The following is a 12769-nucleotide window of genomic DNA, read 5'->3' on the forward strand; positions in this document are numbered from 1 at the left end:
TGAAATGACTTCTGTTCAGTCCTCGACCCGGTTGCCTTGCGGCAACCGGGTTCTTGATTTGGCCCAGACGCATGTCATGGGCATACTCAATGTCACTCCTGATTCCTTTTCTGACGGTGGCCGATACAGCCAGCTCGATACGGCTCTGCGCCACGCCGAGTCGATGGTATTGGCGGGTGCGACACTGATTGATGTCGGTGGCGAATCGACCCGCCCTGGCGCCCGGGCGGTTTCGCCGCTTGAGGAGCTGGAGCGCGTAGCGCCTGTCGTTGAGCGCATCCATCGCGAACTTGATGTGATCATTTCTGTCGATACCTCCACGCCAGCGGTCATGCGCGAAACGGCGCGGTTGGGTGCGGGGTTGATCAATGATGTGCGCTCGCTGCGTCGAGACGGTGCCCTGGATGCGGCCGCAGCCACCGGGTTGCCCGTGTGCCTGATGCATATGCTCGGTGAGCCGGGCGACATGCAGGACAATCCGCACTACGAGGACGTTACCAAGGAAGTCGGCGAGTTTCTCGCCGAGCGAATGGCTCAATGCGCGTTGGTGGGAATCTCGTCGGAGCGGATTATTCTTGATCCGGGTTTTGGCTTCGCGAAAACCTTGCAGCACAATCTAAGCTTGTTTAAGCATATGGAAGCCTTGCATGCCTTGGGGCGGCCCCTGTTGGTCGGGGTTTCGCGAAAGAGCATGATTGGTCAGGCCTTGAATCGGCCGGTTGGTGAGCGACTTTATGGTGGTCTTGCGCTCGCAGCGCTGGCTTCAGCCAAGGGGGCGCGTATATTGCGCGTCCATGATGTAGCTGAAACAGTGGACGTAGTGCGGATGATCGCCGCAGTGGAATCAGCCGAATAAGAATGATGGAGCACTTATGAGCAAAAAATACTTTGGTACCGACGGTATACGCGGTCGTGTCGGTGAATACCCGATTACTCCTGACTTCATGCTCAAGCTCGGCTGGGCAGCGGGTATGGCGTTCCGCAAAATGGGCGCTTGCAAGGTATTGGTCGGCAAGGACACCCGGATCTCCGGCTACATGTTTGAATCTGCACTCGAAGCCGGGCTGACGTCGGCAGGTGCTGATGTCATGCTCTTGGGGCCAATGCCTACCCCGGCGATCGCCTATCTGACGCGTACCTTTCACGCCGAAGCCGGTATCGTGATCAGTGCCTCGCACAATCCTCACGATGACAACGGCATCAAGTTCTTCTCCGGAAAAGGCACCAAGCTGCCGGATGAAGTCGAACTGATGATTGAAGAGCTGCTCGACACCCCGATGACCGTGGTTGAGTCGAGCAAGATCGGCAAAGTGTCGCGCATCAACGACGCTTCTGGCCGTTACATCGAATTCTGCAAAAGCAGCGTCCCGACCGGCACCAGTTTCGCGGGCCTGAAAATCGTGATCGACTGCGCCCACGGTGCGACTTACAAGGTTGCCCCAAGCGTATTCCGTGAGTTGGGTGCTGAAGTCGTTGTGCTGTCCGCGCAGCCGAACGGTCTGAACATCAACGACAATTGTGGTTCGACCCATATGGGTCAATTGCAGGCTGCCGTATTGGCCGAGCACGCCGACCTCGGTATCGCGTTCGATGGAGACGGTGATCGTGTCCTGATGGTCGATCACACCGGCGCCATTGTTGATGGTGACGAACTGCTCTACATCATCGCCCGCGATCTGCATGAGCGTGACAAGCTGCAAGGCGGTGTAGTCGGTACGTTGATGAGCAACCTGGGGCTGGAATTGGCCTTGGCTGATCTGTCGATTCCATTTGTGCGTGCCAACGTTGGCGACCGCTATGTCATCGCTGACTTGCTTGAGCGCAACTGGCTGGTGGGTGGTGAAAACTCGGGACATATCGTTTGCTTCAATCACACCACGACCGGTGATGCGATCATTGCTGCGCTGCAGGTGCTGATGGCGTTGAAGACTCGCTCCGAAGGGCTGGCTCAGGCCCGCCAAGCGCTGCGCAAGTGCCCTCAGGTGCTGATCAATGTCCGTTTCGGCGGTGGTGCGAGTCCGCTCGATCATCCTGCGGTCAAGGAAGCCAGCGATCGTGTTACCAAGGCAATGGCGGGTCGTGGCCGGGTGCTGTTGCGCAAGTCCGGGACAGAGCCGTTGGTGCGTGTCATGGTCGAAGGCGAGGACGAAACACAGGTTCGCGGTTACGCCGAAGAGCTGGCAAAACTCGTTACTGAAGTTTCTGCCTGAATTCGGCTTGCCAGCCTTGATTGTGTTGGGTAACATCTGCGCCCACTTTGACCGACGAGGTACAGCATGCGTCGCCCTATGGTAGCTGGTAACTGGAAGATGCACGGTACCCGCGCCAGCGTCGCTGAGCTGATCAACAGCCTTGGTCATCTGGCCTTGCCGAGCGGTGTTGATGTAGCGGTATTCCCGCCTAGCTTGTTCATCAATCAAGTGATTGATGGCGTGAAAGGCAAGTCGATTTCGGTCGGCGCGCAGAATTCTGCGGTGGAATCCGAGCAAGGTGCGTTGACTGGTGAAATTGCGCCGAGTCAATTGGTGGATGCAGGTTGTTCCCTGGTACTTGTCGGGCACTCCGAACGCCGCCAGATAATGGGCGAGCAGGACGCAGTGCTGATCCGCAAGTTCGCAGCGGCACAGGCATGTGGCTTGATTCCGGTGTTGTGCATAGGGGAGACCCTTGAGCAGCGCGAAGCCGGTAAAACGATTGAGGTTGTCTCGGCTCAGCTGGGCAGCATCATCGATGAGCTGGGTGTCGATGTATTTGCAAAAGCAGTGATCGCTTACGAGCCGGTTTGGGCCATTGGCACCGGGCTGACTGCTTCGCCGCAACAAGCGCAGGATGTGCATGCAGCCATTCGCGCGCAGTTGGCGGCAAAGAATTCTGAAGTCGCACAAGGTGTGCGTCTTCTATACGGCGGCAGCGTGAAGGCGGCCAATGCGGTCGAACTGTTCGGCATGCCGGATATCGATGGGGGTCTCATTGGTGGGGCTTCCCTGAATGCAGATGAGTTCGGTGCGATCTGTCGCGCCGCGGGAAACTGAAAAAATGCTGGAAACAGTCGTAGTCGTTTTTCATCTGCTGGGTGCATTGGGCGTAGTTGCTCTCGTATTGCTGCAGCAGGGTAAAGGTGCGGATGCTGGCGCGTCTTTCGGAGCAGGTGCTTCAAATACTGTGTTCGGAAGCCAAGGTTCCTCTACCTTTCTTAGTAAGTTTACTGCTATACTTGCCGCAGGTTTCTTCATAACCAGCTTAGGGTTAGGTTACTTTGCTAAAGAGAAAGCTCACCAGCTGACTCAAGTAGGTTTGCCAAACCCAGCAGTGTTGGAAGTTCCAAAGCAACAACCGGCTTCTGATGATGTACCGGTGCTTCAAGAGCAAAAGTCGGCTACTCCAGCGACTGACGTACCTCCAGCTCAAGAGCAAAAGTAAGAAGGGTTTCAAACGTAGTATTGCCGAGGTGGTGGAATTGGTAGACACGCAACCTTGAGGTGGTTGTGCCCATAGGGTGTAGGGGTTCGAGTCCCCTTCTCGGTACCAATTATCAGGAGAGCCCGCTGTTGCGGGCTTTCTTGTAGGTGGAAGGTTACATTGACCCTGTTAGGGATCGGTCGTATACTTCCGCCCCAGCTTTGTCGCGGGGTGGAGCAGTCTGGTAGCTCGTCGGGCTCATAACCCGAAGGTCGTCGGTTCAAATCCGGCCCCCGCAACCAGTTTAAGGAGCCCCTTTTAAGGGGCTTTTTGTTAGCTGGACACTTTCTACGCCGCTGTTCGACGGCGTTTCAAGGATGGGCGTTTCGCCCATTTTTTTATTTTGCATAGCATGCACATACATGCACGAGGGGGTTCAGGTGTCGAGCAAGCTAGAAGAGTTGCAGGCCTTGTTGGCCCCGGTGGTCGTGGCCCTGGGCTATGAATGCTGGGGTATTGAGTTTTCGGCTCAAGGTCGTCACTCGATGTTGCGCGTTTATATTGATAAAGAGGGCGGTGTGCTGGTGGACGATTGCGCCATTGTCAGCCGTCAGATCAGCGGTGTCCTGGATGTTGAAGATCCGATCGCCGTTGAATACACCCTTGAAGTTTCCTCGCCTGGCATGGAACGCCCACTGTTCACTATTGAGCAGTTTGCAAAATTTGCCGGTGAACAAGTGAAGATCAAGCTGCGCTCGCCTTTTGAAGGACGACGCAACTTTCAGGGCCTTCTGCGCGGTGTAGAAGAGCAGGACGTCGTGGTGCAGGTAGAAGACCATGAGTTCCTGTTGCCGATCGATATGATCGACAAGGCCAACATTATTCCCAGTTTTGACTGAGACGCGGATCCCGCGGATCCAATGGCTTGCGAAAGGCGAGGCGTACGATGAGCAAAGAAGTACTGCTGGTTGTTGAGTCGGTATCCAATGAAAAGGGCGTACCGGCAAACGTAATTTTTGAAGCGCTGGAGCTGGCTCTGGCCACTGCTACCAAAAAGCGTTTTGAGGACGAAGTCGATCTGCGTGTGGAAATCAACCGCCACACCGGTGCTTACGAGACATTCCGTCGCTGGACGGTCGTCGAAGAAGCAGACCTGGACGATCCGGCCATTGAAACCTGGCCGAGCAAGGTTGCCGAGACGCATCCTGGTGCCAAGGTTGGCGATGTAGTCGAAGAAAAAATCGAATCCATTGAGTTCGGCCGTATCGCTGCACAGACTGCCAAGCAAGTCATCGTGCAAAAAGTTCGTGAAGCCGAGCGCGCTCAAGTTGTTGACGCCTATCGCGAGCGCCTGGGGGAAATTATCTCCGGCACCGTGAAGAAAGTGACTCGCGACAACGTGATCGTCGATCTGGGCAACAACGCTGAAGCGTTGCTGGCTCGTGAAGACATCATCTCTCGCGAAACCTTCCGTGTCGGCGTGCGTCTGCGTGCGCTGCTCAAGGAAATCCGCACCGAGAACCGCGGCCCGCAGCTGATCCTGTCGCGTACTGCGCCGGAAATGTTGATCGAGTTGTTCCGCATCGAAGTGCCGGAAATCGCTGAAGGCCTGATCGAAGTAATGGCTGCATCCCGTGACCCGGGTTCGCGCGCCAAGATCGCGGTCCGTTCCAAGGACAAACGCATCGACCCGCAGGGCGCTTGCATCGGTATGCGCGGTTCGCGCGTCCAGGCAGTGTCGGGTGAGTTGGGCGGTGAGCGTGTGGACATCGTCCTGTGGGACGACAACCCGGCTCAGTTCGTGATCAATGCCATGTCCCCGGCAGAGGTTGCAGCAATTATCGTTGACGAAGATGCCCACGCAATGGACATCGCCGTTGGCGCAGACAATCTGGCTCAGGCCATCGGTCGTGGTGGTCAGAACGTGCGTCTGGCTAGCCAATTGACTGGCTGGACCCTGAACGTGATGACCGAATCGGACATCCAGGCTAAGCAGCAAGCAGAAACCGGCGACATCCTGCGCAACTTCATCGACGAGCTGGAAGTCGACGAAGACCTGGCACAGGTGCTGGTAGATGAAGGCTTCACCAGCCTGGAAGAGATTGCCTACGTACCGTTGGAAGAAATGCTCAACATCGACGGCTTTGACGAAGAAACCGTCAACGAGCTTCGCGCTCGTGCCAAGGATCGTTTGTTGACCAAAGCCATCGCTACTGAGGAAAAGCTGGCAGACGCCCATCCGGCCGAAGACCTGCTCTCGCTTGAGGGTATGGACAAGGATTTGGCGATGGAACTGGCGGTGCGCGGCGTAATTACCCGCGAAGACCTGGCCGAGCAGTCTATTGACGACCTGCTCGACATCGACGGCATTGACGATGATCGTGCCGGCAAGTTGATCATGGCCGCCCGAGCCCACTGGTTCGAGTAATTAGGCGCGGCCTGAGGAGAGAAGTGCATGACGCAAGTCACGGTGAAACAACTGGCCGATGAGGTCAAAACACCGGTAGAGCGCCTGTTGCAGCAGATGCGTGAGGCAGGTCTGCCGCACACCGCCGCCGAAGAACATGTGACTGACAGTGAGAAGCAATCTTTGCTGACTCACTTGAAAAGCAGCCACAAGGCGAAAGTGGAAGAACCACGCAAGATCACACTGCAGCGTAAAACCACCAGCACCCTGCGTGTTGCTGGCAGCAAAAGCATCAGTGTTGAAGTCCGTAAAAAGAAAGTTTTCGTACAGCGCAGCCCGGAAGAAATCGAAGCCGAGCGCAAACGCGAACTGGACGAACGTCGCGCAGTAGAAAATGCTGCTCGTCAGAAGGCTGAAGAAGAAGCCAAGCGTCGCGCGGAAGAAGAAGCGCGTCGCCAGCCTGCTGCTGCGCAATCCGCTACTAACGACGCCGGTGCAGCGCCTGCTGCAGTTGCCGAACCAGTACGCGAAAGCGCACCGGTTGTGGCCGCTGCTCCAGCTCCGTCTGCTGACGTTCGCAACAAGCAGAACGAACAGCGCCGTCCGGACAAACCACGTGCAGACGATAACAATCGTCGCAGCGGTGGTGGCGATGGCGAGCGCAAAAACGCTCCGCATCGTGCTTCGGTCAAAGAGAAAGCGCCTGCGCCACGTGTTGCGCCACGTACTACCGACGAAGAAAGCGATGGCTTCCGTCGTGGTGGTCGCGGCAAGGCCAAGCTGAAGAAACGCAACGCCCACGGTTTCCAGAGCCCAACCGGCCCTGTCGTGCGTGATGTGCAGATTGGCGAGACCATCACTGTTGGCGATCTCGCCAATCAGATGTCGGTCAAGGCTGCTGAAATCATCAAGTTCATGTTCAAACTGGGTACTCCAGCGACCATCAACCAGGTGCTTGATCAGGAAACTGCTCAGCTGGTAGCCGAAGAACTGGGCCACAAAGTGACCCTGGTCAGCGACACCGCCCTGGAAGATTCCCTGGCCGAGTCCCTGAAGTTTGAAGGTGAGACGTTCTCCCGTGCTCCAGTCGTGACCGTCATGGGCCACGTTGACCACGGTAAAACCTCGCTGCTCGACTACATCCGTCGTGCCAAGGTAGCTGCTGGCGAAGCCGGCGGTATCACCCAGCACATCGGTGCGTACCACGTTGAAACTGATCGCGGCATGGTCACTTTCCTCGACACCCCGGGTCACGCCGCGTTTACCGCAATGCGTGCCCGTGGTGCCAAGGCGACCGACATCGTGATCCTGGTGGTTGCAGCGGACGACGGCGTGATGCCGCAGACCATTGAAGCCGTCCAGCACGCTAAGGCTGCCGGTGTTCCACTGGTGGTTGCAGTGAACAAAATCGACAAGCCGGGCGCCGATCTCGATCGCATCCGTAGCGAACTGTCGGTTCACGGCGTGACCTCGGAAGAGTGGGGCGGCGACACCCCGTTCGTATCGGTTTCGGCGAAAGTCGGTACTGGCGTGGACGAGTTGCTCGAAGCTGTTCTGCTGCAAGCCGAAGTTCTGGAACTGAAAGCAACTCCGTCGGCTCCTGGTCGTGGCGTTGTGGTTGAATCGCGTCTCGACAAAGGTCGTGGCCCGGTTGCAACCGTTCTGGTTCAAGACGGTACCCTGCGCCAAGGTGACATGGTGCTGGTCGGTTCGAACTACGGCCGTGTACGTGCCATGCTCGACGAGAACGGCAAGCCGATCAAGGAAGCCGGTCCTTCCATCCCTGTCGAGATCCTCGGCCTGGACGGTACCCCGGACGCTGGCGATGAGATGAGCGTGCTGTCGGACGAGAAGAAAGCCCGTGAAGTGGCTCTGTTCCGTCAAGGCAAGTTCCGCGAAGTCAAGCTGGCCCGTGCTCACGCCGGCAAGCTGGAAAACATCTTCGAAAACATGGGCCAGGCAGAGAAGAAGACGCTCAACATCGTCCTCAAATCCGACGTCCGTGGTTCGCTGGAAGCGTTGAACGGTGCCTTGAACGGCCTGGGTAACGACGAAGTGCAAGTGCGTGTTGTCGGCGGCGGCGTAGGTGGTATCACCGAGTCCGACGCTAACCTGGCACTGGCCTCCAACGCTGTACTGTTCGGCTTCAACGTGCGTGCCGATGCCGGCGCTCGCAAGATTGTCGAGCAGGAAGGTCTGGATATGCGTTACTACAACGTGATCTACGACATCATCGAAGACGTCAAGAAAGCCCTGACCGGTATGCTGGGCAGCGATGTTCGCGAGAACATCCTGGGTACCGCTGAAGTGCGTGACGTGTTCCGTTCGCCGAAGTTTGGCGCGATCGCCGGCTGCATGGTTATCGAAGGTGTTGTTCACCGTAACCGTCCAATCCGTGTACTGCGTGATGACATCGTTATCTTCGAAGGCGAGCTGGAATCCCTGCGCCGCTTCAAGGATGACGCTTCCGAAGTACGTGCCGGCATGGAATGCGGTATCGGCGTGAAGAGCTACAACGATGTCAAAGTCGGTGACAAGATCGAAGTCTTCGAGAAGGTTCAGGTTGCTCGCAGCCTCTAACTCGCGCACTTCAAGGGCCACGCCTAGCCGCCGCATGCAGATGCGCGGCACCGCGTCAGGACTCTAAACGCAACGCCCGGTCTGGCTTTTGTCAGGCCGGGCGTTTGCCGCTTTCAGACCCCTCGGGTTTCACCGTGGGGCAGTAACAGGTAACAAGACATGGCAAAAGAATACAGCCGTACCCAACGTATCGGCGATCAGATGCAGCGTGAGCTGGCACAGCTGATCCGTCGTGAAGTCAAAGACCCGCGCGTCGGCCTGGTCACCATTACTGCTGTTGAAGTCAGCCGTGACGTCGGTCACGCCAAGATCTTCATCACCGTGATGGGGCAGGACAATGCCGAAGACATCGCACAAAGCATCAAGGTGCTCAACTCCGCCGCCGGTTTCCTGCGTATGCAGTTGGCTCGCGAAATGAAGTTGCGCAGCGTTCCTCAGTTGCACTTCCACTACGACGAAAGCGTCGTGCGTGGCGCGCACCTGTCGGCCCTGATCGAGCGTGCGGTGGCTGAAGACAATCAGCACCCGGTAGCGGCTGAACCCGAAGACGCCAAGGAGTAATCGGTGGCTCAGGTCAAACGTATCCGTCGTAACGTCAGCGGCATTATCCTGCTCGACAAGCCGCTGGGGTTCACCTCCAACGCCGCGTTGCAGAAGGTTCGCTGGTTGTTGAACGCCGAGAAGGCCGGGCACACCGGCAGTCTTGATCCGCTGGCCACCGGCGTGTTGCCGTTGTGCTTCGGTGAGGCGACCAAGTTCTCGCAGTACCTGCTCGACTCCGACAAGGGTTACGAAACCCTGGCGCAATTGGGCAAGACCACCACCACGGCCGATGCCGAGGGTGAAGTTTTGCAGGAGCGCCCGGTGACCGTTGGTCGCGCCGATGTCGAAGCTGTTTTGCCCGGTTTTCGCGGGCAAATCAGTCAGATACCGCCGATGTACTCGGCGCTCAAGCGTGACGGGCAGCCGCTGTACAAGCTGGCCCGTGCTGGCGAAGTAGTGGAGCGCGAACCGCGTTCTGTTACTATTGCGCGCTTGGAATTGCTGGCCTTCGAGGGTGATACTGCGCGGCTTGCGGTGGATTGCAGCAAAGGCACCTATATCCGCACCCTGGTGGAGGATATCGGTGAGAAACTCGGTTGTGGCGCTTACGTTGCGCAATTGCGACGTACCCAGGCCGGGCCTTTCACGCTGGCACAGACGGTCACGCTGGAAGAGTTGGAAGCAGTACATGCCGAAGGCGGCAATGAAGCGGTTGATCGCTTCCTGATGCCATCGGACAGCGGCCTGCTGGATTGGCCGCTGTTGCAGTTCTCGGAGCACAGCTCGTTCTACTGGCTTAACGGCCAGCCGGTTCGAGCCCCGGATGCACCGAAGTTCGGCATGGTACGAGTACAGGATCACAACGGTCGCTTCATCGGTATCGGTGAAGTGAGCGAAGACGGGCGCATCGCGCCACGTCGACTGATTCGGTCAGAATGACCGGACGAGGGTGGCTGTCAACAGGCACGGTCACTACTCATTTTTAGATACAGGGATTTGTCCCTGGCCTGTTGAAACTGTTTTTCTGAAACAGTTTCCTGATAAAAGGATTGCCTCATGGCTCTCGACGTTCAAGAAAAAGCTCAAATCGTAGCTGACTACCAGCAAGCTGTTGGTGACACTGGTTCGCCAGAAGTGCAAGTTGCACTGCTGACCCACAACATCAACAAGCTGCAAGGTCACTTCAAGGCCAACGGTAAAGATCACCACTCCCGTCGTGGTCTGATCCGCATGGTAAACCAGCGTCGTAAGCTGCTGGACTACCTGAAAGGCAAGGATCTGGGTCGTTATCAGACTCTGATCGGTCGCCTGGGTCTGCGTCGCTAATAAGCGATTGCGCTAGAGGTTGGTTGTCTGTCGTGCGTCAGCGGGTTTCCCGCTGGCGCATGGCAGGCTCCCAGCCTCAAGTTTTATCTGGACACACGTTTTACCCTGGACAGGCGTTGGGCCGATTCCCGACATTGCCCAAGAATTTCGCAAGAAGACAAGTTCCCCAAGAGCCACAAAAGAAGGTAGGACACCGTGAACCCGGTAATCAAAAAATTCCAGTTCGGTCAGTCGACCGTTACCCTCGAGACTGGCCGTATCGCCCGTCAGGCCTCCGGCGCAGTATTGGTCACCGTTGACGACGACGTCAGCGTATTGGTGACCGTAGTCGGTGCCAAACAAGCCGATCCAGGCAAGGGCTTCTTCCCTCTGTCCGTTCACTACCAGGAAAAGACTTACGCTGCCGGTAAGATCCCTGGCGGTTTCTTCAAGCGCGAAGGCCGTCCTTCCGAGAAAGAAACCCTGACTTCCCGACTGATCGACCGTCCGATCCGTCCGCTGTTCCCAGAAGGCTTCATGAACGAAGTGCAGGTTGTCTGCACCGTCGTTTCCACCAGCAAGAAGACCGATCCGGACATCGCTGCGATGATCGGTACCTCGGCGGCCCTGGCCATCTCTGGCATTCCTTTCGATGGCCCGATCGGCGCTGCCCGCGTTGCGTTCCACGAAAGCACCGGCTACCTGCTGAACCCGACTTACGAACAACAGAAAGCTTCGAGCCTGGACATGGTCGTTGCCGGTACTTCGGAAGCCGTGTTGATGGTTGAATCGGAAGCCAAAGAGCTGACCGAAGACCAGATGCTGGGCGCGGTACTGTTTGCTCACGACGAGTTCCAGGTGGTGATCCAAGCCGTTAAAGAACTGGCCGCTGAAGCTGCCAAGCCGACCTGGACCTGGGCTCCTGCGCCTGAAGCCACTGCTCTGCTGGGCGCTATCCGTGCCGAGTTCGGCGATGCGATCTCCCAGGCTTACACCATCACCATCAAGGCCGACCGTTACGCTCGTCTGGGCGAACTGAAAGACCAGGTGGTTGCCAAGCTGTCCGGTGAAGAAGGCCAGCCTTCTTCCAGCGAAGTCAAAGCAGCGTTTGGCGAAATCGAATACCGCACCGTTCGCGAAAACATCGTAAACGGCAAGCCACGTATCGACGGCCGCGACACCAAGACCGTACGTCCTTTGAACATCGAAGTCGGTGTTCTGCCCAAGACCCACGGTTCGGCTTTGTTCACCCGTGGTGAGACCCAGGCTCTGGTTGTTGCAACACTGGGCACCGCCCGTGACGCACAACTGCTGGACACCCTGGAAGGCGAGAAAAAAGACCCGTTCATGCTGCACTACAACTTCCCTCCGTTCTCGGTAGGTGAGTGTGGTCGCATGGGTGGCGCTGGTCGTCGCGAAATCGGTCACGGCCGTCTGGCCCGTCGTTCGATTGCAGCCATGCTGCCTGCTGCCGACGTGTTCCCGTACACCATCCGTGTTGTGTCGGAAATCACCGAATCCAACGGTTCGAGCTCCATGGCTTCGGTCTGCGGCGCTTCCCTGGCCCTGATGGATGCCGGCGTTCCGATGAAGGCACCAGTTGCCGGTATCGCCATGGGTCTGGTTAAAGAAGGCGAAAAATTCGCCATCCTGACCGACATCCTGGGTGACGAAGACCACCTCGGCGACATGGACTTCAAAGTAGCCGGTACCGCCAAAGGTGTTACCGCGCTGCAGATGGACATCAAGATCAAAGGCATCACCGAAGAAATCATGGAAATCGCTCTGGGCCAAGCCCTGGAAGCGCGCCTGAACATCCTCGGTCAGATGAACCAGATCATTGGCCAGTCGCGTACCGAACTGTCGGAAAACGCTCCGACCATGATCGCGATGAAAATCGACACCGACAAAATCCGTGATGTCATCGGTAAAGGCGGCGCGACCATTCGTGCGATCTGTGAAGAGACCAAGGCTTCGATCGACATCGAAGACGACGGCTCGATCAAGATCTTCGGCGAAACCAAGGAAGCGGCTGAAGCAGCACGTCAGCGCGTTCTGGGCATCACCGCAGAAGCTGAAATCGGCAAGATCTACGTCGGTAAGGTTGAGCGCATCGTCGACTTCGGCGCATTCGTCAACATCCTGCCTGGCAAGGACGGTCTGGTTCACATCTCGATGCTGAGCGACGCTCGCGTTGAGAAAGTGACCGACATCCTGAAAGAAGGCCAGGAAGTGGAAGTACTGGTACTGGACGTGGACAACCGCGGCCGTATCAAGCTGTCCATCAAAGACGTAGCAGCAGCCAAGGCTTCGGGCGTTTAATCACTCCCCACGCCTGACCGCTTCAACGTTATAAAAAATGCCCCGCAGTGAACGCTGCGGGGCATTTTTTTGTCTGCGAAACAGGGTGTGAAGTTGCTGGCCCTCGAGCCCGGTGCTAGGTTTAGCCCACTGCCCGTGTAGCTCAGTTGGTAGAGCAGCGCACTCGTAACGCGAAGGTCGCAGGTTCGACTCCTGTCTCGGGCACCATTTCCT

The 12769-nt window shown here is 57.2% G+C and carries 11 protein-coding genes and 3 tRNA genes; all 14 read left to right on the forward strand.

All coding sequences use genetic code 11. The annotated features are described in order from the left end of the window. Positions 1-4: 4 nt before the first annotated feature. The 14 genes from folP (at position 5) to BK660_RS23165 (ending at position 12763) form a co-directional block, all read left to right on the forward strand. Entirely contained in the window at positions 5-856 is an 852-nt protein-coding gene (folP, locus tag BK660_RS23100) for a dihydropteroate synthase (RefSeq protein WP_123435254.1), read from the forward strand. 16 nt (positions 857-872) lie between these two features. Then, on the forward strand, positions 873-2210 hold the full coding sequence (gene glmM / locus BK660_RS23105) for a phosphoglucosamine mutase (RefSeq protein WP_123435255.1): 1338 nt from the start codon (positions 873-875) through the stop codon (positions 2208-2210). A 66-nt stretch (positions 2211-2276) separates the two neighbouring features. Next, the gene (gene tpiA, locus BK660_RS23110) at positions 2277-3032 is read left to right on the forward strand and encodes a triose-phosphate isomerase (protein ID WP_123435256.1); all 756 of its coding nucleotides are present in this window, start codon (positions 2277-2279) and stop codon (positions 3030-3032) included. A gap of 4 nt (positions 3033-3036) precedes the next feature. Further along, positions 3037-3420: a preprotein translocase subunit SecG gene (gene secG, locus BK660_RS23115; protein ID WP_017336473.1), complete on the forward strand. Its 384-nt coding sequence runs from the start codon at positions 3037-3039 to the stop codon at positions 3418-3420. Positions 3421-3442: 22 nt separating this feature from the next. Continuing rightward, positions 3443-3528: transfer RNA gene (locus tag BK660_RS23120), tRNA-Leu, on the forward strand. Between the two features lie 96 nt (positions 3529-3624). Next, positions 3625-3701 (forward strand) — tRNA-Met (locus BK660_RS23125). A gap of 138 nt (positions 3702-3839) precedes the next feature. Next, complete coding sequence (gene rimP / locus BK660_RS23130; RefSeq protein WP_010463487.1) at positions 3840-4298, forward strand: ribosome maturation factor RimP; 459 nt, start codon at positions 3840-3842, stop codon at positions 4296-4298. Between the two features lie 47 nt (positions 4299-4345). Next, a complete protein-coding gene (gene nusA, locus BK660_RS23135) occupies positions 4346-5827 on the forward strand; it encodes a transcription termination factor NusA (RefSeq protein WP_007900474.1) in 1482 nt (493 codons plus the stop codon). Positions 5828-5854: 27 nt separating this feature from the next. Next, a complete protein-coding gene (infB, locus tag BK660_RS23140) occupies positions 5855-8386 on the forward strand; it encodes a translation initiation factor IF-2 (protein ID WP_123435257.1) in 2532 nt (843 codons plus the stop codon). A 159-nt stretch (positions 8387-8545) separates the two neighbouring features. Further along, a complete protein-coding gene (gene rbfA, locus BK660_RS23145; protein WP_007942872.1) occupies positions 8546-8947 on the forward strand; it encodes a 30S ribosome-binding factor RbfA in 402 nt (133 codons plus the stop codon). 3 nt (positions 8948-8950) lie between these two features. After that, positions 8951-9868 carry a tRNA pseudouridine(55) synthase TruB gene (gene truB, locus BK660_RS23150; RefSeq protein WP_123435258.1) on the forward strand — a complete coding sequence of 306 codons (918 nt, stop codon included), beginning with the start codon at positions 8951-8953 and terminating at the stop codon, positions 9866-9868. A gap of 117 nt (positions 9869-9985) precedes the next feature. Next, the gene (gene rpsO / locus BK660_RS23155) at positions 9986-10255 is read left to right on the forward strand and encodes a 30S ribosomal protein S15 (protein ID WP_003177875.1); all 270 of its coding nucleotides are present in this window, start codon (positions 9986-9988) and stop codon (positions 10253-10255) included. A gap of 195 nt (positions 10256-10450) precedes the next feature. Next, entirely contained in the window at positions 10451-12556 is a 2106-nt protein-coding gene (gene pnp / locus BK660_RS23160; protein ID WP_123435259.1) for a polyribonucleotide nucleotidyltransferase, read from the forward strand. A gap of 131 nt (positions 12557-12687) precedes the next feature. After that, positions 12688-12763 (forward strand) — tRNA-Thr (locus BK660_RS23165). The last annotated feature ends 6 nt before the right edge of the window (positions 12764-12769 follow it).

It is taken from the genome of Pseudomonas brassicacearum, assembly GCF_003732265.1.
Taxonomy (GTDB): Bacteria; Pseudomonadota; Gammaproteobacteria; order Pseudomonadales; family Pseudomonadaceae; genus Aquipseudomonas; species Aquipseudomonas brassicacearum_D.

Coding starts and splice junctions, on each gene's coding strand:
- secG (WP_017336473.1), top strand. CDS start 3,037: ATGCTGGAAACAGTCGTAGTCGTTTTTCATCTGCTGGGTGCATTGGGC.
- folP (WP_123435254.1), top strand. CDS start 5: ATGACTTCTGTTCAGTCCTCGACCCGGTTGCCTTGCGGCAACCGGGTT.
- glmM (WP_123435255.1), top strand. CDS start 873: ATGAGCAAAAAATACTTTGGTACCGACGGTATACGCGGTCGTGTCGGT.
- nusA (WP_007900474.1), top strand. CDS start 4,346: ATGAGCAAAGAAGTACTGCTGGTTGTTGAGTCGGTATCCAATGAAAAG.
- rbfA (WP_007942872.1), top strand. CDS start 8,546: ATGGCAAAAGAATACAGCCGTACCCAACGTATCGGCGATCAGATGCAG.
- rpsO (WP_003177875.1), top strand. CDS start 9,986: ATGGCTCTCGACGTTCAAGAAAAAGCTCAAATCGTAGCTGACTACCAG.
- tpiA (WP_123435256.1), top strand. CDS start 2,277: ATGCGTCGCCCTATGGTAGCTGGTAACTGGAAGATGCACGGTACCCGC.
- infB (WP_123435257.1), top strand. CDS start 5,855: ATGACGCAAGTCACGGTGAAACAACTGGCCGATGAGGTCAAAACACCG.